Source organism: Methylomonas sp. MED-D, assembly GCF_050276835.1.
Classification (GTDB): domain Bacteria; phylum Pseudomonadota; class Gammaproteobacteria; order Methylococcales; family Methylomonadaceae; genus Methylomonas; species Methylomonas koyamae_A.
Window position 1 is genome coordinate 579,418 of the sequence record NZ_CP189965.1, and the last position, 22,281, is coordinate 601,698.

Consider the following 22,281-nt stretch of genomic DNA (forward strand, 5'->3'; position numbering starts at 1 on the left):
CGGGGCAGCCCAAAATGACAGATCTTTTCTTCCGTAGGCGCCGGTTTCGGCGGATCGGCAAGTCGGCATTGACATTGGCCGAGTTGTTGGCGACCGGCCGGAACGCGCCGCTGAGCGATTATCTGTCGTTATCGCTCAGCGACTGCGGGCAGTACACCAAGATCAGTCTGACCACCACCGATGCCGAACCGGTCACTTATTCGGCCCTGCTGACCGACGCTTCTCAAGCCGATCTGCAATCCCTGGTCTTCGTCGCCCAAAACGGCCGGCAAGTTAACGACCCCCGCATCACTTCCTGATTCAGCTTCGGTCGGGGCCTGTGCTAAAATCGCCGGCCTAGCGGCGCGCGGGCCTAAGCACATCCAAACGCCGCGAATGCGGATTCCGCATCGAGTACCATCACTTTCTCAACCGATAACCATCAACACGCTCATGAACAAACCCAAAAAAGTCGCAATCCTTACGGCCGGCGGTTTGGCGCCATGCCTGAACTCCGCCATCGGCAGCCTGATCGAACGTTACACCGAAATCGATCCCAGCATCGAAATCATTTGCTACCGGGGCGGTTACAAAGGCCTGTTGTTGGGCGATTCGTATCCGGTGACCGCCGAAGTGCGCCAAAAAGCCGGTTTGCTACAACGTTTCGGCGGCTCGGTGATCGGCAACAGCCGGGTCAAGCTGACCAACGTCAAGGATTGCGTCAAACGCGGTTTGGTTAAGGAAGGCGAAGATCCGCAAAAAGTCGCGGCCGACCAATTGATCAAGGACGGCGTCGATATTCTGCACACCATCGGCGGCGACGATACCAATACCGCGGCGGCCGATCTGGCGGCGTTTTTGGCAAAGAACAACTACGGTCTGACCGTGATCGGTTTGCCGAAAACCGTCGACAACGACGTGTTTCCGATCAAGCAATCGCTGGGTGCCTGGACCGCCGCCGAGCAGGGCGCGCGTTATTTCATGAATGTGGTGGCCGAGAACAATGCCAACCCGCGCATGCTGATCGTCCATGAAGTGATGGGCCGCAACTGCGGCTGGCTGACCGCCGCGACCGCCCAGGAATACCGCAAATTGCTGGATAAAGCCGAGTGGTTGCCGGAGTTGGGCTTGAGCCGCGCGTCCTACGAAGTCCACGCAGTATTCGTTCCGGAAATGGCGATCGATCTGGAAGCCGAAGCCGCTCGCCTGCGCGAAGTCATGGACAAGGTCGATTGCGTCAACATCTTCGTATCCGAAGGTGCCGGCGTCGAGTCCATCGTCGCCGAAATGCAAGCTAAAGGTCAGGAAGTGCCGCGCGACGCGTTCGGCCACATCAAGCTGGATGCGGTCAACCCCGGCAAATGGTTCGGCGAGCAATTCTCGCAAATGGTCGGTGCCGAAAAAACCCTGGTGCAAAAATCCGGTTACTTCGCCCGTGCCGCCGCATCCAATATCGACGACATGCGCTTGATCAAGTCCTGCGCCGACTTGGCGGTCGAATGCGCGTTCCGCCGCGAATCCGGCGTGATCGGCCACGACGAAGACCAGGGCAATGTGTTGCGGGCGATCGAGTTCCCGCGCATCAAAGGCGGCAAGCCGTTCAACATCGACACCGACTGGTTCAACACCATGCTGGGCGAAATCGGTCAACCTAAAGGCGGCAAGGTCGACGTCAGCCATTAAGCCGCGTTCGGTTTTTGGTCTTTTAGGGGCGGATTGATCCGCCCCTTTTTATTGGCGCCGCCGCCATTTGCCGAGACCGGTCGGTTTCACAATCCCAATTCGGTTAAACCGGCATGGTCGTCCGGGCGCCGGCCCAGCGGCCAATGAAACAAGCGCTCGCCGTCGGCGATCGTTAAATCGTTGATGCTGGCGAAGCGGCGTTGCATCAATCCGTATTCGTTGAACTCCCAATTCTCATTGCCGTAACTGCGGAACCAGCGGCCGGTGTCGTCGTGCCACTCGTAGGCAAACCTTACCGCGATGCGGTGGTCGGTAAACGTCCACAACTCCTTGATCAGCCGGTAATCCAGTTCCCGGGCCCACTTGCGCTGTAAAAACTCCTTGATCTGTTGCCGACCGACCGGAAACTCGGCGCGGTTGCGCCAGCGGCTGTCCTCGGTATAAACCTGCACGACCCGGTCCGGATCGCGGCTGTTCCAGGCGTCTTCGGCCATCCGCACTTTTTGCGCGGCGGACTCGGCGGTAAAGGGGGGTAAAGGCGGTTTGGTTTCCATGATGTGCTCCGGATAAGGAAAATTGCCAGGGTAGACAGTTTTGTCTACAGGTTGATCGTATCAGGATGTAGACTGATTTGTCTACATGAGGCTCGGTATTCCAGAGTTAAGTGATCTTGAACGGCTTTCCCGCGAGCTCTTTATTCTGTTCGATTTAAGACCGCCGCCAAATCCGTCTCGTCTCCCGCCAAATGCGCATCGCGCGGCGGCAATACGTCGGCCACCGCGGCCAAGCGTTTCCAGGCCGGCGCCGGAGTTTTTCGTTCGGCTTTGGGCACGAAAGTCGATTCTTCGATCAGCGCCATTTTATGAATGTAGCGCGGGCAATTTGGGAACATTTCTCTAAGGCTTACCCGTACTACCAGTTCCGCTTCCGGCCATTCGCCGCGCAGAACATCGTCGACTTCGATGTAAGCGTCGCCGTTGAACCGCAAACGCGCTTGACGTTGAAAATCGACAAACAGCAAGCTGACATGCGGAATGATAGACACATTGCCGGCGGACAGATACATGCCGCTGCCGTCGTATAGCGGGAAGGCAATGGTCGTTTCGTCCAAGACCCTGACGAAGCCGGTGGCGCCGCCCTTGTAAGAACAGTTGGGTCGGCCGGCTTCGTCGACGGTTGCCAGGAAAAACATGTTTTGCGCTTCGATAAACTCCCGGTCTTCCGGGCCGATTTGCGTGTCCACAATCGCTTCCCGCAAGCGGTCGGCCAACGCGCGGGTTTCGAAACGATCTTGGAAGCGCCGGCTCCCCTCGTGATAAAAGTCGGTCATTCGTTAGTCCTGGTTTGATTGTGGTTGGCTGCCGCTGGTATGGCGGACGCCTGTTGGTAGGTGGCGATCAAAATTTCAGCCACTCGCTTGGCCTGCCGCGATGCGCCGGCATGGCGTTTCATTTGTTCCGAGACGATGGCGCCTTCGACCAGTAACGTGATTTGCGTTGCCAGACTATCGTGGCCAACGATGCCGCATGCCGCGGCGAGGCTGCTGATGAAGGCCGAGAATTTGTCGTAAAACTCGGCGGAAAGCTGGTGGACCGGATTGCCTTCTACCGGAAATTCGGCCGCGGCATTGATAAAGGCGCAGCCGCGAAAACTCGGAACCGACATCCAATCCTCGATCACATCGAAAATCGCCAATATCTTGTCCTTGGGATGCTCGGCTTTGTTGTTGAGTTGCTCGACGAACCAGTGCGTAAAGTCTTCATCGCGCTTGCGTAGAAAAGCCAGCACCAACTCGTCTTTCGACGAGAAATAGTTGTACAGCGTCATTTTGTTGGTGCCGGCCAATTTGACGATGGCGTCGATGCCGGTGGCCTTGATACCTTGGCTGTAAAACAGCTCGGTGGCCGCGTCGAGCAAGCGTTGTTGTAGGTTTTTTGCCATACGGATGTTATGTCGGTCCAATTTGCCAAGCGGTCAAGGGCGGCGGATACGATAAGGCCAATTTCTCGTTTGACAGCTTGCTTACCGTTCAATATACAATAAATTAACTTACCGGTAAGTAAGTTTTCGAGATTCGCGTCCGGGATAGGTCTTGAATCAGAACAGGGTATTTTTTCAAATCAGACAAAGAGGTTGTGATGAGTGTATTACTGTTGGGTGCGGCTGCCTGCATCTTGGCGTTGATATTGTCGGCGTGGTTGATGACGTTTGCTCGCTGGTTTCCGATCGAAGGCGTCGACGGCAAGTTTCTGGTGGATTACAAAACCATGATTCGGGCGCATGTGGATTACGCCTTGATGGCCTTGTTCAATTTGGGCTTTTACGGCATCGGCATCGATCTGCCGATAGTGGCTTGCTGGTGCGTCGCTATCGGCGGCTTCGCCAATCCGACCGTATTTACCATCGCCGCCTTCGATACCGATTTTTGGCGGAAGGCGCATTGGCGCGTTTATACCGCAGCTTCGTTCGTCGTTTCGACGATCGGTTTTTTGTGGATAGCCTGTGTGCTGGCCCAAGCCGCCTTGGCCGCGCTATAGATTTTGGGAAGAAACCGTCTGGAAAGAAACCGACCAAGAAGGCTGGTAGGTCGTCGTTAACAATCCATCGGCTGTCTCGGCGGAAGGTCCGTCGAAGTTAACCTGAATCTTCGAATAGTGCATCGCGAACCCTACGCGAAAGCGGGCGAACATAAGAGTTTGCTTGCCTGCGCCGGCTGGTTGAACGCCGGTATCGCGTGGCGGAGAAACGATTCGTTACGGAACCCATCGCAGTTGCCGTCGGGTTCCGGCTCAACGCGTTCTTTTGATCCGGCCGGACTGGCGCCGTGATTGGGTTCGGTGGGAGCGCCGGCTCGACAATCCGCGCTACAATCGCCAACATGAATGACAAGAGTCCATCGATAGCCGATAAACCGCCGCGCGAGCGTATTTTGCTGACCGCGCACGATCTGTTTTACCGTGACGGCATCCGCGCCACCGGCATCGACAAAGTCATCGCCGAATCCGGCGTGACCAAGGTGACGTTTTACCGGCAATTCCCTAGCAAGAACGATTTGATTCTGGCGTTCTTGAATTACCGCCACCAGCGTTGGATGGCGTGGTTCGAGGACGCGCTGGCCCGCCATGGCGGTCGGGACGGAGGCGGCCTGGCGCCGGTAAGCTTGGCGCTGGCGGAGTGGTTCGACAACCCGTTGTTTCGCGGTTGTGCGTTTATCAATAGCGTCGCCGAGTTAGGCGGGGCGATGCCGGAAGTGGTGGCGATCTGTCGAGACCATAAACAGGATATGGAGCGGGTCATAGCCCGCTTGCTGCCGGACGGCCCGATGCGCGGGCGTCTGGCCGAGGCGGCGGCGATTGCGGTGGACGGCGCCATCATCCGGGCGCAGGCCGAGCCTAATCGCCCAGATGACGAGGCCGCGCGGCGAGCCGCGCTACGCGGCTTGGAAACCTTGCTGGCGGCCTTGTCGGCCGCCAGCTTAGCCTGGGTTGAAGCGGCGCCAGATTAATTTTTCGAGCCCCACCATTGCATAAATAACCCAGCCGACCGCGACGATTAACAACCATTCCTCGCTGCCGATCGGCGCGCTGCCGAACAAGGCTTGCATGGTCGGCCAATAAGTGAATAGCAGTTGCAGTCCTATCATGCTTAATACGCCAAATATCACCCAGGGGTTGGAAAACACCCCGACCTTGAACATCGAGTAGCGCAACGAGCGGCAATTGAACAAATAAAACAATTCGCCGAATACAAAGACGTTGACCGCGACCGTGCGGGCCTTGGCGAGCGTTTCGCCGTGACTCAATTCCCACTCGAACAAACCGAACGCGCCGGCCAGCAACAGCACCCCGACCAGGCAAATTCGGAATGCCAAGTGCTTGGTGAGTATCGGTTGGTCGGGGCTGCGCGGCTTGCGCCGCATCAGGCCGGGTTCCTTGGGTTCGAAGGCCAGCATCAAGCCCAGCAACACGGCGGTGGTCATGTTGATCCACAAAATTTGCACCGGCGTGATCGGCAGGGCAACGTTGGCAAACACTGCGGCCGTTATCACCAAGCCTTCGCCGAGATTGGTCGGTAGGGTCCAGGCGATGAATTTGATCAGATTGTCGAACACGCCGCGGCCTTCCTCGATCGCGGCTTCGATGGTCGCGAAGTGGTCGTCCGTCAAAATCATCGCCGCGGCTTCCTTGGCGACTTCGGTGCCGCCCATGCCCATCGCCACGCCAATATTGGCTTGGCGTAGCGCGGGGGCGTCGTTGACGCCGTCGCCGGTCATCGCCACGACATGGCCGGCCGATTGTAGCGCTTCTACCAGTGCCAGCTTTTGCTCGGGGGCGATGCGGGCATAAACCGAGCAGGTCGCTAGCGTTGCAGGGTAATCGGCCGGCGCGAGCCGTTGCAACTCAACGCCACTGATCACCCGCTCGGCCTGGCGCATGCCGAGTTGCTTGGCGATGGCCAGCGCGGTGACCGGATGGTCGCCGGTAATCATTTTGACGGCGATGCCGGCCCGGTAGCAGGCGGCAATCGAGGCTACCGCTTCCGGCCGGGGCGGGTCCATCATTGCTTGCAGGCCGATCAGCGTGAGGCCGCCGGCGACTTCGGCGTGGGCAAGCGCGTCGTCTTGATGGTCGCGGCGGGCGAAGGCCAATACCCTCAGGCCCTGTTCGGCCATCTCTTCCAGTTGGCGAATCAGGCGCTCCTTGTTGAGCGCGACCGGCTGCATATGGGGGTCCAATGCGCTGTCGCAGCGGGCCAGCACGCTTTCCAAGGCGCCTTTTACATAGATCCGCCGGCTGTCGGTCGTCGGGTCATGGTTCAGCGTTGCCATGAATTGGTGTTGCGATTCGAACGGGATCGCGTCCAGGCGGGGATGGGCGGTGCTGACGGCGGCATGGCGCAGACCGGCCTTGCGTGCGGCCACCAGCAGCGCGCCTTCGGTGGGGTCGCCTTCGATGCGCCAGTGGTTGGATTCGGCGATCAGACGGGCGTCGTTGCACAATAAGCCGGCCTTCAGGCATTCCATTAGTGTCGGATAGCTTAGGTAGTCTATCGCTTGGCCGTTGTGGCGAAACTCGCCGTCCGGCGTGTAGCCGGAGCCGCCGACTTGGAAATAATCGCCGCCGGCGTATATCGCTTGTACCGTCATCTGGTTTTGGGTCAGCGTGCCGGTTTTGTCGGAACAGATGACGGTGGTGCTGCCCAAGGTTTCGACAGCCGGCAATTTGCGGACGATGGCGTTGCGCTTGGCCATCCGCGATACGCCGATCGCCAACGTGATCGTAATCGCGGCCGGCAAGCCTTCCGGTATCGCGCCGACCGCCAGCGCGACCGAGGCCATGAACATCTGCAGCATCGATTCGCCGCGCCAGACGCCGACCGCAAAGGTCAGCACCGCGCAGCCGACGATGACCCACAACAGCCATTGGCTGAATTCACTCATTTTTTGGGTCAGCGGCGTATCCAGCTCGGTGGCGCTGGCGATCATCCGGTTGATTCGGCCAATTTCGGTACGGTCGCCGGTTTCGACGACGACGCCGACGCCACTGCCGAACGTGACCAGCGTTGACGAATACGCCATGTTAGCGCGGTCGGCTAGCGCGGTTTCGTCGGCCAGCGTCATCTGGCGTTTTTCGATCGGCACCGATTCGCCGGTCAGGGCCGATTCGTCGATTTGCAGATCGCGGATGCGTAGTAGGCGCAGGTCGGCCGGCACCTTGTCGCCGGACTGCAACACGACGATGTCGCCGGGTACTAATTCCGGCGCGGCGACGGCGCGGCGCTGGCCGTCGCGCAACACCGTGGCGCCAACGCTTAACGCGCGCGCCAGGGCGTCGATGGCTCGGATCGCGTTGTATTCCTGAACAAAGCCGATCAGTGCGTTGACCACTACCACACCGAAGATGACGCTGCTGTCCACCCATTCTTCCAGGAATGCGGTAACCGCTCCGGACAGCAATAGGATGTAGACTAACGGTTGGTGAAATTGCGACAAAAATAGCTGGACCGGTCCCTTGCCGCGACGCGGCGTTAATCGGTTAGCCCCGTAATCGGCTAGGCGTTTTTCGACTTCCTCGGCCGCCAGGCCCTGACCGATGTTGACGCGCAATTCGCGGAGCAGTCGATCTTCGGCGACGGCGTGCCAAACGGTTTTTTCGGCGGAGGGTGAACCGGCTTTGGCGGGTCGTTTTCTAATGGGCATCGGCTTCCTTGAGGCTGGCGAAAATTTGCGCTTGTTCCCCGGTAATTATAGGGTTATAGTCCGAATCGAGGCCTAAGGCCTTATTTTAGAAAAATAAAAACAAAACAATCGGAGGTAGTTATGGGTGGAGTCATCGAGCTGATGGTGCTGATGTTGATCATTGCCGTGTTCGCATTCGCGCCGCTAGGGTACTTTATTTACATGTATACGATGAAAAACGGCGAGCCTTTCGGCGACATCGAGCCGCATGGCGATAGCGAGTCGGCGTTGTTGAACAACGTTGCCAGAATCATTGAAATGGTCAGGCATAAAATCGGCAAATAAGTGTTAGGCGCATCGAAAAAGCCGGGGCAACCCGGCTTTTTTGCGACTATCGGTGTGAAACGCTGCCGCAGGTTGGGCAAGCCGGGTTGCGTTTTAGGCGCATGCCATGCCATTCCATCGTTAAACCGTCCAATAGTAGTAATCGGCCCGTCAACGGCTTGCCGCAGCCGACTAGCAGCTTTATCGCTTCCAGCGCCTGCATGCTGCCAACGATGCCGGTGATTGGCGCTATCACGCCGTTTCTGGCGCAGTTTTGCAATTCCTCGCCGTCGTTTTGGTACAAACAGTTATAACACGGACTGTCGTCCCGGCCCGGTGTAAATACGCTGATTTGACCTTCGAAACGGATGGCCGCGCCGGACACCAGCGGTTTGCAGGCCGTTACGCAGGCGCGGTTGATCGCGAAACGGGTCGGAAAGTTATCGCTGCAATCCAGTACCAAGTCGGCTTCGGCAACTTCGCGCGTCAGAGTGTCTCCCGCCAGTTTTGCCTTGTGGGCCTCTACCGAGACCCCCGGATTGATCTTTTTCAAGGTCGCTCGGGTTGAAATCACTTTATCCAACCCTATATCGGCGGTGTCGTGAGCGATCTGGCGCTGTAAATTGCTCAAGTCCACTTGGTCGTCGTCGTAAACCACCAGTTTGCCGACGCCGGCGGCGGCCAGATACATCGCGGCCGGCGAGCCAAGCCCGCCCGCACCGACGATCAGCACCGAGGCGGACAGTAGTTTTTGTTGGCCGGCGATGTCGACCTGCGGCAGCATGATCTGACGGCTGTAGCGGAGTAATTGTTCGTCGTTCATATCTTGTAAGGCTGTCGGCAAGGACCAGATGATGCCAAAGAGCTTGACAGAGTGCAAAAGCGGGATATTATTAGCACTCGTCGATAGAGAGTGCTAATAACTCGGATGCGGTTTAAAAGCCGGTCCTTCGGATCGCCGGGGCTGAGTTTTAAAACGTTTCTTAACTTGTAACTTTAACTTTATCCATATTGAGGAGACCTTGATGAACATTCGTCCGTTACATGACCGTGTAGTCGTTAAACGCGTGGAAGAAGAAACCAAAACCGCCGGCGGCATCGTGTTGCCCGGTTCCGCGGCCGAAAAACCGAGCGAGGGTGAGGTGTTGGCGGTAGGTGCCGGCAAACCGCTCGATAACGGTCAAGTGCGCCCAATGGCGGTTAAAGTTGGCGATAAGGTGCTGTTCGGTAAATATTCCGGTACCGAAGTGAAAGTCGACGGCGAGCAATACATCGTCATGCGCGAAGAAGACATCATGGGTATCCTGGGTTAATCCCGGATTGCCTAACACACCACATTGATTTCAAACTCATTTTTAGGAATTAAGAAATGGCAGCAAAAGACGTAAAATTTGGTGGCGATGCCCGTGCATTGATGGTTGCGGGCGTTAATATTTTGGCCAACGCGGTAAAAGTCACCCTGGGTCCTAAAGGCCGTAACGCGGTTCTTGACAAAAGCTTCGGTGCCCCGACCATCACCAAGGACGGCGTATCAGTCGCGAAAGAAATCGAATTGAAAGACAAATTCGAAAACATGGGCGCGCAAATGGTCAAAGAAGTGGCGTCCAAAACCTCCGACGTCGCCGGCGACGGTACCACCACCGCCACCGTACTGGCGCAAGCCATCGTTAACGAAGGCCTGAAATCGGTTGCCGCCGGCATGAATCCGATGGATCTGAAACGCGGTATCGACAGCGCGGTAACCGCCGCCGTTGCTTCAATCGAGAAAGCGGCCATCCCTTGCAGCGACAGCAAAGCGATTGCACAAGTCGGCACCATCTCGGCCAACTCCGACGAGTCCGTCGGCGCGATCATCGCCGAAGCGATGGAAAAAGTCGGTAAGGAAGGCGTTATTACCGTCGAGGAAGGTACCGGTTTGAACAACGAACTGGATGTCGTCGAAGGCATGCAATTCGATCGCGGTTATTTGTCACCGTACTTCATCAACAAGCAAGAAAGCATGAGCGTCGAACTGGACGATCCTTTCGTGTTGTTGTACGACAAAAAAATCTCCAACATCCGCGAAATGTTGCCGATTCTGGAAGGCGTGGCCAAATCAGGCCGTTCCTTGCTGATCATCGCCGAAGACGTCGAAGGCGAAGCCTTGGCGACGTTGGTGGTCAACAACATGCGCGGTATCGTGAAAGTCGCGGCAGTGAAAGCCCCTGGCTTTGGCGACCGTCGTAAAGCCATGCTGGAAGACATCGCGGTTCTGACCGGTGGCGTCGTGATTTCGGAAGAAGTCGGTTTGTCTCTGGAAAAAGCCGACATCAGCCAATTGGGTACCGCGAAACGCGTCCAAATCAATAAAGAAAACACCACTATCATCGATGGTGCCGGTGACGAAAGCCAAATCAAAGGCCGCGTCGCGCAAATTCGCGCGCAAGCCGACGAAGCGACTTCCGATTATGATCGTGAAAAACTGCAAGAACGTCTGGCCAAACTGGCTGGCGGCGTAGCGGTCATTAAAGTCGGCGCCGCGACCGAAGTGGAAATGAAAGAGAAGAAAGCCCGCGTGGAGGATGCGTTGCATTCAACCCGCGCCGCGGTTGAAGAGGGCGTCGTGGCCGGTGGCGGTACCGCGTTGATCCGCGCCTTGTCCGCGTTGGACGGCCTGAAAGGTATCAACCACGATCAAGACGTAGGTATTAGCATCCTGCGCCGCGCGATGGAAGAACCTTTGCGCCAAATCGTCACCAACGCCGGCGATGAAGCGTCCGTGGTACTGAACGAAGTCAAAAAAGGCAGCGGTAACTTCGGTTACAACGCGGCAACCGGCGAATACGGCGACATGATCGCGATGGGTATTTTGGACCCCGCGAAAGTCACCCGCTCCGCGTTGCAAAACGCCGCATCCGTGGCTGGTCTGATGATTACCACCGAAGTAATGATCGCCGACGCGCCGGCCGACAACAAAGCTCCGGCAATGCCTGACATGGGCGGCATGGGCGGCATGGGCGGCATGATGTAATCGTGCCGTTTAGCTCACGCTAAATCAACCCCGGTCTTCGCAGGAAGCCGGGGTTTTTTATTGCCGGCGGAAAGATCGGCGCGAAGAAAAAAGGTGGCAGTGGTGGTGCAAAACTTCTCGGTGTTGATTGCCGACGACAACGACCTCAATCGCTGGTTGTTGCGCGAACAACTGGAAAATTGGACGGGCAATATCCACGAAGCCAGCGACGGTTTGCAAGCTTGGCACACGTTGCGACAGACCGAATTCCGCATCGTATTCCTGGATGTGAATATGCCGGGACTCGACGGTCTGGCGTTGATCGACAAATTGCGTACTAGCGAAGTGAGCTGGAGCGGTGTTCCGGCCGTAGCGGTGACCGCTCATGCCGGCGAGGACCAACGTCAGGCCGCGATGGCGGCCGGATTTGACGATTATTTGGTAAAACCTATCCGGCTGGAGCACTTGCGGCAAGTCCTGGACCGATGGTTGGAGCCCGAGAGGCCCGGTGAATACGGCGCTTGTCTGTTGCGTAAAACCGGCGACAACCGCCGCCTGACGTTTAATTTGTTGGAACAGTTTTTCGCGGAATTGCCCGGCCAAGTTGCCGGCATAGATGACGCGCTGCAGCAGGGGCGCGACGAAGAGGCCTGGAAGATCGTGCATAATTTGCACGGCACGTTTTGCTTTTTCGAGTTCGCCGATTGCCGGGCGCTAGTGGAGGCGTTGGAAACGGCTATCAAACGTGATTCACGGTTGGTTCCGGCGAGTTTTCGAGCATTTCAAGTCAGAATGACATGGCTAACGGCGAACAAAGCCGCCGTTATGCAAGGCTTGATTGCCGACTAAACCAAGACCCTTATTTCAGTTCGTCCAGTAGGGCTTGAGCGGCGGCTTGCTGTTGCTTGGAACCCTTTTCGAGGACATCGTTGGCGATGGATTTCGCGGTTTCGGTATCGCCCATGTCGATGTAGGCTTTGGCCAGATCGATCTTGGTCTCGAATTCGTCCATATCGGTCAGGTCGGCAACGCCTAAGTCGGGTGTGCCGTCCGCGCTGGTCGGTACGATCGGCGCGTCGAAGTCGAAATTGAAATCGAACTCATCGTCGCTGGTCGTCAAACCGGGCGATTCGCTGGTGCTGGTAGTTTTAGCGTTATCCTCAAAACCGGAAAAATCGAAACTATCCAGTTCTAGGGTTTCAATGGTTGGCGACGTGTCCTTGGGTTTCGGTTTGGCGGGTTCGGAAAAATCCAGTTCAAAGTCGAAATCGAAGCTGTCCGGCACCGTGGAACTTGCCGTCTGTTTCGGATCGGCGGCTTTGTCCGCGGGAATTTCCAGGCCCGAAAGGTCGAACGACTCTAGTTCCAGCTCCGTGCCGGCCGGCGTGGGTTCCGGTGTTCTGTGGGACTGTTTAGGGAGGGGCGCTTGCTCGACATCGAAGTTGAAGTCGAAACTTTCCAGATCGTCGGTATCGGTCGCGAGCTGCTTAGCGCTAGCCGGTTCGTCCTGGGGTAGCTCGGTCGGCGTTTCCGGAGCGGTCAAAGAGAACTCAAAGCTCTCGATTTCAGGTTCCGCGCGAGCCGTTGTCGGCGTGACCGCTTCGGTAACGGCTTTGCTGTCCGCGGCAAAGGCGGCCAGATCGAAGTCTAGAGAATCAGGCGTCGAAACGATGGCGTCGGACTTGCGGGCGGCCGATTGGACCGTGCCGATTTCGAAATCCAGACTTTCCAGGTCATCGTTAGTCGAGGATGATGCGGAGGTCAGATCGTTTAAGTCGAAATCCAGGCCGTCGCTTAAACTGGCGTTGAGATCCAAATCCAATTCGGCGAAGTCGTCGTCCAGCGAAAACTCGGTCTCGGCGCTTTGCACGGCGACCGGTGCCGGTTTGACGGTTTCGACCGGAGCGGGCGCCGCGACGCCGCTTCCACCGAATAGCGGCAGATCGGGAGCGATTTCCATCGCCATGTCGCTGACCTTGTTCCAAAAGGTCTTGTCGGCGGTTTTGCCGGCCGCGGCGAGCTCTTCGACAAATTGCACGAATCCGCTTCTGTTCTCGCTGGCGTAAAAAATTTCCAGCAGCTTCAGTTTACATTCATCGCGGTGCGGTTGTTCGCTGATCGCGGTGCGCATCAATTCTTCGGCTTGTTGGTAGCGGCCGTAAGCGAGATAGACATCGGCTTCCGAAATCGGGTCGATTTCGTTTTGATCGGTATCGAATGCGTCGAAATCGCTAGGCGTGAAGTCGCTGATAAACGAGCTTTCGCCAACGGTACCGACGTCGTAATCGTCGGTGCTGCTGATGTCCATGACCGGCACCGACAGGCTGCTTTCGGTGTCCGGCATCCGGATTTGGCTGGCCGATGCGAACATGCTTTCGGTGTTGGTACGTTCGTCGATTTTCCGCTTACGCCATAGCAGCCAGCCGAGCAGACCCAGCATGCCGGTGCCCAGGCCGCCGACGCCCCAGTAATATAAATCGGAGTCGAAGAAACTCGGTTCCTCGACGGGCGGCGGTACTACAACGGGCGGTGGCGGCCGTTTTCGCGGTTTGGCGGGCTCTGCTTGGGCCGGCGCCGGCTGCGCGACCTCGGCTACCGGCGCTGGCGTGGTCACGGCGGGCGCGGGAGGAGGCTCGGGAGCGGCGACCGGCGGCTGAGTCGGAGTCGCGGACGCTTGTTGGCTAGGCGCGGGTTGCGGTTGGGGCGGCGGCACGGCGGAATCCGCTGGCGTCTGGGCCGGTTTGTTGTTTTGCAAGGTGGCGAGTTGTTGATCCTTTAATGCCAACAACTGTTGCATCATGCCTAGTTGTTGTTCCAGCTTTTCAATTCGGGCCTGCAGTTCCAGCGCCTTGCCGTCGCCGGTCTGATCCGAAGTGCCGCCAATACCCGTTTGCGCGGTTTTTTCGGCGGTCTTGGCTTGGTTGGCGACTACCGCGTGTTCCGGAATTTTCGACTCGGCAGGTGCCACCAGTTCCAGCGGTTTGGCGGTCGTGGCTTCGGCCGGCTTGCGGGCGCTGGATTTCGCGGTTTCGGCGCGCGGCGGTTTCGCTTGGGCTTGCGCCATGCCGTCGGCCGCCGGAATTTTCAGAACCGCGCCTTCCTTCAGCGAATTGATATTGCCGTTGAAAGCGCCGGGGTTCGCTTTGTACAAAGCATTGAGCATCTGTTGCGCCGATACGCCGCGTTCTTCACTGAGTTGCGTCGCGATGCTCCACAAGGTGTCGGAACGTTGCACCGGGCCGAACTCGCCGTCGGTCGAGATGGGTTGAGTCGGTTCGGGGGGGGCGGCATTGCGGATCGCCTTTCGCGGCGCGCTACGTATTGGTCGTTGCACGGGTTCCAGCGGTTCGGCGCTGAAGGGCGTCGCATCGACTGCCGGAAGGACCGCTTGATTATAGCTGGTGGGCGGATCGATCAGCAGTGTGAACTCTCGCGTCATACTGCCTTGCGGCCAAGTGACTTCAAGCAGGAAATCCAGAAAAGGTTCGGTGACGACTTCTCGGGTTGTGACTTTGACCAGGATGCCGCCGTCGGCCTGTACCACCGGTTCTAAACGAAGCTTGGACAGGAAGTAATTCCAAGGTACGCCGGCCTGATCGAACTTTTCCGGCGGCGCCAATCTGACCGAGACGTCGCTAGGGTTCTCGCCGTCGGCGACGCTTAGGCGGATTTGCGCATTCAGGTTTTGGTTCAGCGAAGAGTGCAATTGTATGTCGCCAATGCCCAGCGATTGACCGCTGACGGGGGCCAGCAGGGAAACAACCGCTAAAGTCTTAGTAAAATGGCGCACATTGCTTTCCTTCACTGGTATATACCTCGGTACTGGCGGAATCGCAGGTTGGACATGGGCTAAGGTTAGCCTAGATGTAACTTTTTACCAGAACCTCGGCGATCTGCACACTGTTAAGCGCGGCACCTTTCCGGACATTGTCGCCGACCACCCACAGGTCGATTCCCGTCGGGTGGGAAATGTCCTCGCGGATGCGCCCGACGAACACATCGTCGTTGCCGGCCGACTCGGTTACCGCAGTCGGATAGCCGCCGTTCGCCCGTTCGTCCAACAGGGTCACGCCAGGAGCCTTGCTCAGCAGTTCGCGTACTTGCTCCGCGCTGATCTTTTGCTTGGTCTCGATGTGCACGGCTTCGGAATGGCCGAAGAACACCGGTACCCGCACCGCCGTCGGGTTGACCAGAATACTGTCGTCCCCCATGATTTTGCGGGTTTCCCAGACCATTTTCATTTCTTCCTTGGTGTAGCCGTTGTCCATGAACACGTCGATTTGCGGCAACACGTTGAAGGCAATTTGCTTGGGGTAAACCTTGGGTTCGATCGGCTTGGCGTTGAGCAGGTTAGCGGTTTGCGTTGCCAGCTCCTCGATCGCTTCCTTGCCGGTACCGGACACGGCCTGGTAGGTCGCGACGTTGATGCGGCTGATACCGACCGCGTCGTGGATCGGTTTCAAGGCCACCAGCATTTGTATCGTCGAACAGTTCGGATTGGCAATGATGCCGCGATTTTTGTAATCGGCGACTTTCTCCGGATTGACCTCGGGCACGACCAACGGAATGTCGTCGTCGTAGCGAAATTGCGAAGTGTTGTCGATGACCACGCAGCCCGCGGCGGCCGCCTTCGGCGCGTATTCCGCCGATATCGAGGCGCCCGGCGAGAACAGGCCGATTTGGACTTTGGAAAAATCGAAAGTCGCCAGATCTTCGACGACCAGCGAGCCGCCCTTGAACGGAATGCGCTTGCCGGCGGAGCGTTCGCTGGCCAGCGCATAGACTTTTCCGACCGGAAAATTGCGCTGTTCCAGGATTTCTATCATCGTCTCGCCGACCGCGCCGGTGGCGCCGACGACGGCAACATCATAGGTTTTTGCCATGGTCTTAAGCTCCTTTCAACGCGCCGAGGACGGCGTCGCCCATGCCGGAGGTACTGACCTTGGTCATGCCTTCCGAGTAGATGTCGGCGGTGCGGACGCCGCTGTCCAACGCACTATTGACCGCTCGCTCGATGCGCTCCGCGGCATCGTTGCGATTGAAGGTGTAGCGCAGCATCATCGCCACCGACAATATCGTCGCCAGCGGATTGGCGATGCCCTGGCCCGCGATGTCGGGCGCCGAGCCGTGGATCGGTTCGTACATGCCCTTGGCATTGGCGTCCAACGAGGCCGACGGCAGCATGCCGATCGAGCCGGTCAGCATCGCGGCGATATCGGACAGAATGTCGCCGAACATATTGGTGGTGACCAACACGTCGAACTGCTTGGGCGCGCGCACCAATTGCATGGCCGCGTTATCGACGTACATGTGGCTCAGCGCCACGTCCGGATAGTCCTTACCGACTTCGGTCATCACTCCGCGCCACAGTTCGGTGACTTCCAACACGTTGGCCTTATCCACCGAACACAACTTCTTGTTACGTTTTTGGGCGATCTTGAAGGCCGAATGGGCAATACGGCGGATTTCCGATTCGCTGTAGATTTTGGTATTGATGCCGACTTTCTCGCCGTTTTCGGCGACATGCACCCCGCGCGGCTGGCCGAAATAGATGCCGCCGGTCAGCTCGCGGACGATCATGATGTCCAGGCCGGACACCACTTCCGGCTTCAGCGTCGAGGCATCGACCAGTTGCGGATAGAGAATCGCCGGCCGCAAATTCGAGAACAGATTCAGTTCCGAACGAATGCCGAGCAGGCCGCGCTCCGGGCGCACCGCGTGAGCCAACGGCTCCCATTTCGGCCCGCCGACCGCTCCGAGCAGCACCGCATCGGCATTTTTGCACAGGTTCAGGGTTTGCTGGGGCAGCGGCGTGCCGAAGGCGTCGTAGGCGGCGCCACCGACTAGCGCATTTTCAAAACTCAAGCCCAAACCCATGTCGGCGTTCAGAAAGCTCAGCACTTTCACCGCTTCGGCAACAATTTCCGGGCCTATGCCGTCGCCGGGCAATACTGCGATTTTTTTAGTCATCTATCTACCTATCTAAACTGAAGCGTTCTGAAACAGCCACGGAGCGCGTTTGGCGCGTTCGACCTCGTAGGCTTTGATTTTGTCGGCATGCTGCAAGGTCAAACCAATATCGTCCAAGCCGTTCAACAAGCGGAAACGGCGGTTTTCATCCACGCTGAACGCGATCGTCGCGCCGCCGGGCGTGGTGATGGTTTGCTCGTGCAAATCAATGGTCAATCGGTAGCCGTCCGCAATTTCCTTGAACAAACGGTCAACCGTTTCCGCCGGCAATACGATGGGCAGGACGCCGTTCTTGAAGCAATTATTGAAGAAAATATCGGCAAAGCTGGGTGCGATGATGGCCCGGAAACCGTAATCTTCCAAGGCCCATGGCGCGTGTTCGCGCGATGAGCCGCAGCCGAAATTCTCGCGGGTCAGCAGGATTTGCGCGCCTTGATATTGCGGCTGGTTCAGTACGAAATCCGGATTCAGCGGACGCTGGCTGCAATCCATCTCCGGTTCGCCGCGATCCAGATAACGCCATTCGTCGAACAAGTAGGGGCCGAAGCCGGCGCGGCGGATCGATTTCAAAAATTGCTTGGGAATGATTGCGTCGGTATCGACGTTGGCCCTGTCCAGCGGCGCGACCAATGCTGTTAAGGTGGTAAAGGCCTGCATGATTAGCGTTCCTCCGCGATATTGACGAAATGGCCGGCGATCGCGGCAGCGGCAGCCATCGCCGGGCTGACCAAGTGGGTGCGGCCGCCGTAGCCTTGGCGGCCTTCGAAGTTGCGGTTCGAAGTCGAGGCGCAATGTTCGCCGGCTTCCAGGCGGTCGGCATTCATCGCCAGGCACATCGAGCAGCCGGGCTCGCGCCATTCGAAGCCGGCGGCGGTAAAGAGCTTGTCCAAGCCTTCGGCTTCGGCTTGCTGTTTGACCAGGCCGGAGCCGGGCACGATCAGCACTTGCTTGACCGAATCGGCCTTGCGGCGGCCGTTAATGACCGCGGCGGCGGCGCGCAGGTCTTCGATGCGCGAGTTGGTGCAGGAACCGATGAAGACCCGATCGACCGGGATGTCGGTAATTTTTTGATTGGCCCGCAAGCCCATGTATTGCAAGGCGCGCAACATGCCTTCGCGTTTGACCGGATCGCTCTCGGCGGCTGGGTCGGGTACGGCGGCATCGACCGCCACCACCATTTCCGGCGAGGTGCCCCAGGTGACTTGGGGTTTGATGTCGGCGACGTTCAATTCGACGATTTTGTCGAATTTGGCGTCGGCGTCGGAATGCAGGTTTTGCCAGTAGCGCACCGCCATGTGCCAGTCATCGCCTTGGGGCGAGTAGGGGCGACCGTGGTAATAGTCGATAGTCACATCGTCGACCGCCACCAGTCCGGCGCGGGCGCCGGCCTCGATCGCCATATTGCAGACTGTCATGCGGCCTTCCATACTCAGCGCGCGGATCGCATCGCCGCCGAATTCTATCGTGTAACCGGTGCCGCCGGCGGTGCCGATCCGACCGATAATGGCCAGCACGATGTCCTTGGCGGTGACGCCCGGACCGGCTTGGCCGTTCACTTTAATCAGCATGTTCTTGGCTTTCTTTTGCACCAGGCATTGGGTCGCCAGCGCGTGTTCGACTTCGGAGGTGCCGATGCCAAAGGCCAGCGCCGCCGAGGCGCCGTGGGTCGAGGTGTGCGAGTCGCCGCAAACCACGGTCATGCCGGGCAGCGTCGCGCCTTGCTCGGGGCCGATGACGTGGACGATGCCTTGACGCAAGTCGTTCATGTCGAATTCGGTGATGCCGAATTCGGCGCAGTTTCGGTCCAGGGTTTCGACCTGCAAGCGCGATACCGGATCGGCGATGCCATGGTGGCGGTCGCTGGTCGGCACGTTGTGGTCGGCGACCGCCAGGTTGCGGGCGATGCGCCAAGGCTTACGGCCGGACAGGCGCAAACCGTCGAAGGCTTGCGGCGAAGTCACTTCGTGCAGCAATTGCCGGTCTATATAGATCAGGCACGAGCCATCGTCTTCGGTGTGAACGACGTGATCGTCCCAGAGTTTGTCGTATAAGGTTTTACCTGCCATCGCGGGTTCTCTTTTATCTGTAGGGTACGCAATGCGTACCGAATTCAAGCTGGAAGGTACGCGGTGCGTACCCTACGCCAATGCAGCGAACAATTTGTCGGTGATGTCTTGCACCGAACCGACGCCGGCAATCGACGCGAATTTGGCGGATTGTCCCGGCGCAGAATAAAAGCCGACCAGCGGCTTGGTTTGTTCGTGGTAGACGCATAGGCGCTTGCGCACCGTGTCTTCCCGGTCGTCGTCGCGTTGGATCAGCGCTTCGCCGGTAAGGTCGTCGATGCCTTCGGCTTTCGGCGGATTGAACACGACGTGGTAACTGCGGCCCGAGGCCGGGTGCACGCGGCGGCCGCTCATGCGTTTGATGATTTCCTCGTCGTCGACGGCGATTTCGACCACGTAATCCAGCTCAACACCCATGTTCGCCAGCCCTTCGGCTTGAGCGATAGTGCGTGGGAAGCCGTCCAGCAGAAAGCCGTTGGCGCAGTCAGCTTGGGCGATGCGCTCCTTGATTAGTCCCAAAATGATGTCGTCGGAGACCAGACCGCCGGCGTCCATCACTTTTTTAGCTTCCAGACCTAGCGGCGTACCTTCGCGGACCGCGGCGCGCAACATGTCACCGGTCGAGATTTGCGGAATCGCATATTTCTCGGTGATGAACTGGGCCTGGGTGCCTTTACCTGAACCTGGACTACCTAACAGGATGATACGCATAGCTATGACTCCGGAGCATGAATCAGGCGGGTCTTGCCTGGGAAAAGATGGAAAGGATTGACGGTTTCGGCGTGGCGCGAGTCCGCCGTTAAAAAACCCGGCATTTTATCGCAATTGACTGGGCTTGCCGTTAAAAACTTGTCAAGGATTTTCTGCTTGGAAATCGGCATGGTTGGCCAGTCGCGCGAACTCGGCCAGCGAGATCGACTCGGCGCGTAAATTGGCGTCGATGCCCAGTCGCTCGAACAGTTCGGGGCCGACTAAGCCCTTCAACGAGTTGCGAATGGTTTTGCGACGTTGGGTAAAGGCCTGGCCGACCAGTTGCGAGAAATTGCGGAAGTTCGCGACGTCGACCGGAGCTTGTGCGTGCGGCGCCAGTCGGACGATGGCCGACATCACTTTGGGTGCCGGATCGAAACTTTCCGGCGGGACGTCGAATAACGCTTCGGTTTCGCAGAAATACTGCATCATCACGCTGAGGCGGCCGTATTGTTTTCCGCCCGGCTCGGCGCAGATCCGCTCGACGACTTCCTTCTGCAGCATGAAATGCATGTCTTCGATACAACGGGTGTTTTCCACTAAATGGAACATCAGCGGCGTCGAGATGTTGTAGGGCAGATTGCCGATGACGCGCAACTTCTCGCCGGGTTGGGCGAGCGCGGCGAAGTCGAAAGTCAGGGCGTCGGCGCTGTGTATCGTCAGTTCGGCGCGGCCGGCGTATTGTTTTTGCAGGCGGGCGACCAGATCGCGGTCCAGTTCGACGACGTCGAGCCGGATGCCGCTGTCCAGCAAGGGTTTGGTCAGCGCGCCCAAGCCGGGACCGATCTCGACCCAGTGCTCGCCGGCTGCCGGGTGGGCGTGCGCCAAGATATTGTTGATGATCGCGGAATCGTGCAAGAAGTTTTGGCCAAAGCGTTTACGGGGCTGGTGAGTCATGGGCGATGCGGAGTCGAGGGTGGCGGAGTGTGTCGGCCTCGCGGCCGCAAAGCCGGAGATTGTAGGGCATTTGCTTGGTCCGCGGGCAATGTAGAGAGTGGGCGGAAAGCCGTTGCGGGGCATTTGTAAGGTTTGCGACAAATTTCTCGCCGCCGGCCGGCTTGTCATGTCGGTGTTGCGCCAAGCGGCCGGGGAAGTCCGCAAAATCCCTGGATTTACGCACTTGGCAAGTGTTTTGCTTTAAGCCTAGCAAGGGTGAGGTTAAGCCCAAATCACCGAATTGTTGCTGATTTGTATCGAGGTTCCAGCATGACATTTCCCGCTCGTTCCATCGTAATCGACGATACCACGCTCCGCGACGGCGAACAGTCGGCCGGTGTCGTGTTCTCGCTGGACGAAAAGCTGAATATCGCCAAACAACTGGCCGAACTAGGCGTGCCCGAGTTGGAAATCGGCATTCCGGCGATGGGCGAGCAAGAGCGGGAAGAGATCAAAGCCATTGGCGCGTTGGGCTTGTCCAGTCATTTGCTGGTGTGGTCGAGGATGCGTCAGGAAGATTTACAACACTGTTTGGGCTTGGGTGTCGATACCGTCGATTTGTCGATTTCGGCTTCAGACCAGCACATTCAGCACAAACTGAAACAAAGCCGCGCCTGGGTGTTGGCAACGATAGATCGTTGCGTCAAGGCGGCGCTGGATGCCGGCATGCGAGTTTGCGTCGGTGCCGAGGATGCTTCCCGCGCCGATAGCGATTTCCTGGCGCAAATGGCCGAAACGGCGCAAGCCGCCGGTGCTTGCCGAATCCGGTTCGCCGATACCGTCGGCGTGATGGAGCCGTTCGGCGTTCACGACGCGATTCGCAAGCTGCGGGCCGTTACCGACATGGACATCGAAATGCATGCCCACGACGATCTGGGTTTGGCGACCGCCAACACCTTGGCCGCCGCGCTAGCCGGAGCGACTCACGTAAATACCACCGTCAACGGTTTGGGCGAACGCGCCGGCAATGCCGCGCTGGAGGAAGTCGTGGTCGGCTTGAAGCAACTGTATGGTATCGAGTCCGGCGTCGATTTACGCAATTTTCCGGCCTTGTCTCATCGAGTGGCGACCGCGTCGGGCGACACGATAGGCAGTCGCAAAAGCCTGATCGGTCGCGACGTGTTCAGTCACGAAGCCGGCATCCATGTCGATGGTTTGTTGAAAGATCCCGCGAACTATCAAGGTGTTGATCCGGCGCTGGTCGGCCGCAGTCATCAATTGGTGCTGGGCAAGCATTCCGGCAGCCAAGGCGTCGTCCACGCCTACCGGCAACTCGGTATCCAGATTAACCGCTGGCAGGCCGGCCGTCTGCTACCGATGATCCGGCAATTCGTCAGCGTCAACAAACGCGCGCCGCAATCGGCCGATCTGAATCAGTTTTTACATAGCCTATAAGCGAGGTGTCC

At 58.1% G+C, this 22,281-nt stretch carries 21 protein-coding genes; 9 read left to right on the forward strand and 12 right to left on the reverse strand.

Features of this window, described 5'->3' with window-relative positions; genetic code table 11:
- The first annotated feature begins 14 nt into the window (after positions 1-14).
- A complete protein-coding gene (locus tag ACQE3E_RS02555; RefSeq protein ID WP_168029876.1) occupies positions 15-299 on the forward strand; it encodes a hypothetical protein in 285 nt (94 codons plus the stop codon).
- Between the two features lie 133 nt (positions 300-432).
- Entirely contained in the window at positions 433-1,662 is a 1,230-nt protein-coding gene (locus ACQE3E_RS02560) for a pyrophosphate--fructose-6-phosphate 1-phosphotransferase (RefSeq protein ID WP_064023958.1), read from the forward strand.
- A gap of 86 nt (positions 1,663-1,748) precedes the next feature.
- Here ACQE3E_RS02560 and ACQE3E_RS02565 read toward each other — a convergent pair whose 3' ends face one another.
- From ACQE3E_RS02565 to ACQE3E_RS02575, 3 genes are all read right to left on the reverse strand, one after another.
- Positions 1,749-2,216, reverse strand: a complete 468-nt coding sequence (locus ACQE3E_RS02565; protein ID WP_168029879.1) for a DUF1348 family protein — start codon at positions 2,214-2,216, stop codon at positions 1,749-1,751.
- Positions 2,217-2,356: 140 nt separating this feature from the next.
- Entirely contained in the window at positions 2,357-2,992 is a 636-nt protein-coding gene (locus ACQE3E_RS02570; RefSeq protein WP_168029881.1) for a pyridoxamine 5'-phosphate oxidase family protein, read from the reverse strand.
- Positions 2,989-3,603 carry a TetR/AcrR family transcriptional regulator gene (locus ACQE3E_RS02575; RefSeq protein WP_168029883.1) on the reverse strand — a complete coding sequence of 205 codons (615 nt, stop codon included), beginning with the start codon at positions 3,601-3,603 and terminating at the stop codon, positions 2,989-2,991. The genes ACQE3E_RS02570 and ACQE3E_RS02575 overlap by 4 nt, the downstream gene beginning before the upstream one ends.
- Positions 3,604-3,800: 197 nt before the next feature.
- Here ACQE3E_RS02575 and ACQE3E_RS02580 point away from each other — a divergent pair, with 197 nt between their 5' ends.
- Both ACQE3E_RS02580 and ACQE3E_RS02585 read left to right on the forward strand, forming a co-directional pair.
- The gene (locus ACQE3E_RS02580) at positions 3,801-4,199 is read left to right on the forward strand and encodes a hypothetical protein (RefSeq protein WP_064023962.1); all 399 of its coding nucleotides are present in this window, start codon (positions 3,801-3,803) and stop codon (positions 4,197-4,199) included.
- A 341-nt stretch (positions 4,200-4,540) separates the two neighbouring features.
- Entirely contained in the window at positions 4,541-5,167 is a 627-nt protein-coding gene (locus ACQE3E_RS02585; RefSeq protein WP_168029885.1) for a TetR/AcrR family transcriptional regulator, read from the forward strand.
- Here ACQE3E_RS02585 and ACQE3E_RS02590 read toward each other — a convergent pair.
- On the reverse strand, positions 5,138-7,861 hold the full coding sequence (locus ACQE3E_RS02590; protein ID WP_313729180.1) for a cation-transporting P-type ATPase: 2,724 nt from the start codon (positions 7,859-7,861) through the stop codon (positions 5,138-5,140). The genes ACQE3E_RS02585 and ACQE3E_RS02590 overlap by 30 nt on opposite strands.
- Before the next feature lie 120 nt (positions 7,862-7,981).
- On the opposite strand from ACQE3E_RS02590, the gene ACQE3E_RS02595 reads away from it, so the two are divergent.
- On the forward strand, positions 7,982-8,185 hold the full coding sequence (locus ACQE3E_RS02595) for a hypothetical protein (RefSeq protein WP_064023965.1): 204 nt from the start codon (positions 7,982-7,984) through the stop codon (positions 8,183-8,185).
- A 46-nt stretch (positions 8,186-8,231) separates the two neighbouring features.
- Here the strand turns inward: ACQE3E_RS02595 and ACQE3E_RS02600 are convergent, their stop codons facing one another.
- Positions 8,232-8,987, reverse strand: coding sequence for a HesA/MoeB/ThiF family protein (locus ACQE3E_RS02600; protein ID WP_313729179.1), 756 nt, complete (start codon positions 8,985-8,987; stop codon positions 8,232-8,234).
- 202 nt (positions 8,988-9,189) lie between these two features.
- Here ACQE3E_RS02600 and groES point away from each other — a divergent pair, with 202 nt between their 5' ends.
- From groES to ACQE3E_RS02615, 3 genes are all read left to right on the forward strand, one after another.
- A complete protein-coding gene (groES, locus tag ACQE3E_RS02605; protein WP_064023967.1) occupies positions 9,190-9,477 on the forward strand; it encodes a co-chaperone GroES in 288 nt (95 codons plus the stop codon).
- A gap of 56 nt (positions 9,478-9,533) precedes the next feature.
- Complete coding sequence (groL, locus tag ACQE3E_RS02610) at positions 9,534-11,174, forward strand: chaperonin GroEL (protein WP_064023968.1); 1,641 nt, start codon at positions 9,534-9,536, stop codon at positions 11,172-11,174.
- A 93-nt stretch (positions 11,175-11,267) separates the two neighbouring features.
- Positions 11,268-12,002, forward strand: a complete 735-nt coding sequence (locus ACQE3E_RS02615) for an Hpt domain-containing response regulator (RefSeq protein WP_313729178.1) — start codon at positions 11,268-11,270, stop codon at positions 12,000-12,002.
- Positions 12,003-12,012: 10 nt separating this feature from the next.
- On the opposite strand, the gene ACQE3E_RS02620 is transcribed toward ACQE3E_RS02615, so the two are convergent.
- The 7 genes from ACQE3E_RS02620 to rsmA all read right to left on the reverse strand — a co-directional run bounded on the left by ACQE3E_RS02620 (position 12,013) and on the right by rsmA (position 20,836).
- Positions 12,013-14,943, reverse strand: a complete 2,931-nt coding sequence (locus ACQE3E_RS02620) for a FimV/HubP family polar landmark protein (RefSeq protein WP_313729177.1) — start codon at positions 14,941-14,943, stop codon at positions 12,013-12,015.
- A gap of 70 nt (positions 14,944-15,013) precedes the next feature.
- On the reverse strand, positions 15,014-16,036 hold the full coding sequence (locus tag ACQE3E_RS02625) for an aspartate-semialdehyde dehydrogenase (RefSeq protein WP_313729176.1): 1,023 nt from the start codon (positions 16,034-16,036) through the stop codon (positions 15,014-15,016).
- Positions 16,037-16,040: 4 nt separating this feature from the next.
- Positions 16,041-17,123: a 3-isopropylmalate dehydrogenase gene (gene leuB, locus ACQE3E_RS02630; protein WP_313729175.1), complete on the reverse strand. Its 1,083-nt coding sequence runs from the start codon at positions 17,121-17,123 to the stop codon at positions 16,041-16,043.
- A gap of 12 nt (positions 17,124-17,135) precedes the next feature.
- Positions 17,136-17,780 (reverse strand): 3-isopropylmalate dehydratase small subunit, encoded by a 645-nt coding sequence (gene leuD / locus ACQE3E_RS02635; protein ID WP_064031300.1) that lies wholly within the window; start codon positions 17,778-17,780, stop codon positions 17,136-17,138.
- A 2-nt stretch (positions 17,781-17,782) separates the two neighbouring features.
- A complete protein-coding gene (gene leuC, locus ACQE3E_RS02640; protein WP_313729174.1) occupies positions 17,783-19,189 on the reverse strand; it encodes a 3-isopropylmalate dehydratase large subunit in 1,407 nt (468 codons plus the stop codon).
- A 72-nt stretch (positions 19,190-19,261) separates the two neighbouring features.
- A complete protein-coding gene (gene adk / locus ACQE3E_RS02645) occupies positions 19,262-19,900 on the reverse strand; it encodes an adenylate kinase (protein ID WP_064031298.1) in 639 nt (212 codons plus the stop codon).
- 141 nt (positions 19,901-20,041) lie between these two features.
- The gene (gene rsmA, locus ACQE3E_RS02650) at positions 20,042-20,836 is read right to left on the reverse strand and encodes a 16S rRNA (adenine(1518)-N(6)/adenine(1519)-N(6))-dimethyltransferase RsmA (protein ID WP_168029900.1); all 795 of its coding nucleotides are present in this window, start codon (positions 20,834-20,836) and stop codon (positions 20,042-20,044) included.
- A 309-nt stretch (positions 20,837-21,145) separates the two neighbouring features.
- Here rsmA and nifV point away from each other — a divergent pair, with 309 nt between their 5' ends.
- Positions 21,146-22,270, forward strand: coding sequence for a homocitrate synthase (nifV, locus tag ACQE3E_RS02655; protein WP_313729173.1), 1,125 nt, complete (start codon positions 21,146-21,148; stop codon positions 22,268-22,270).
- Positions 22,271-22,281 lie beyond the last annotated feature (11 nt).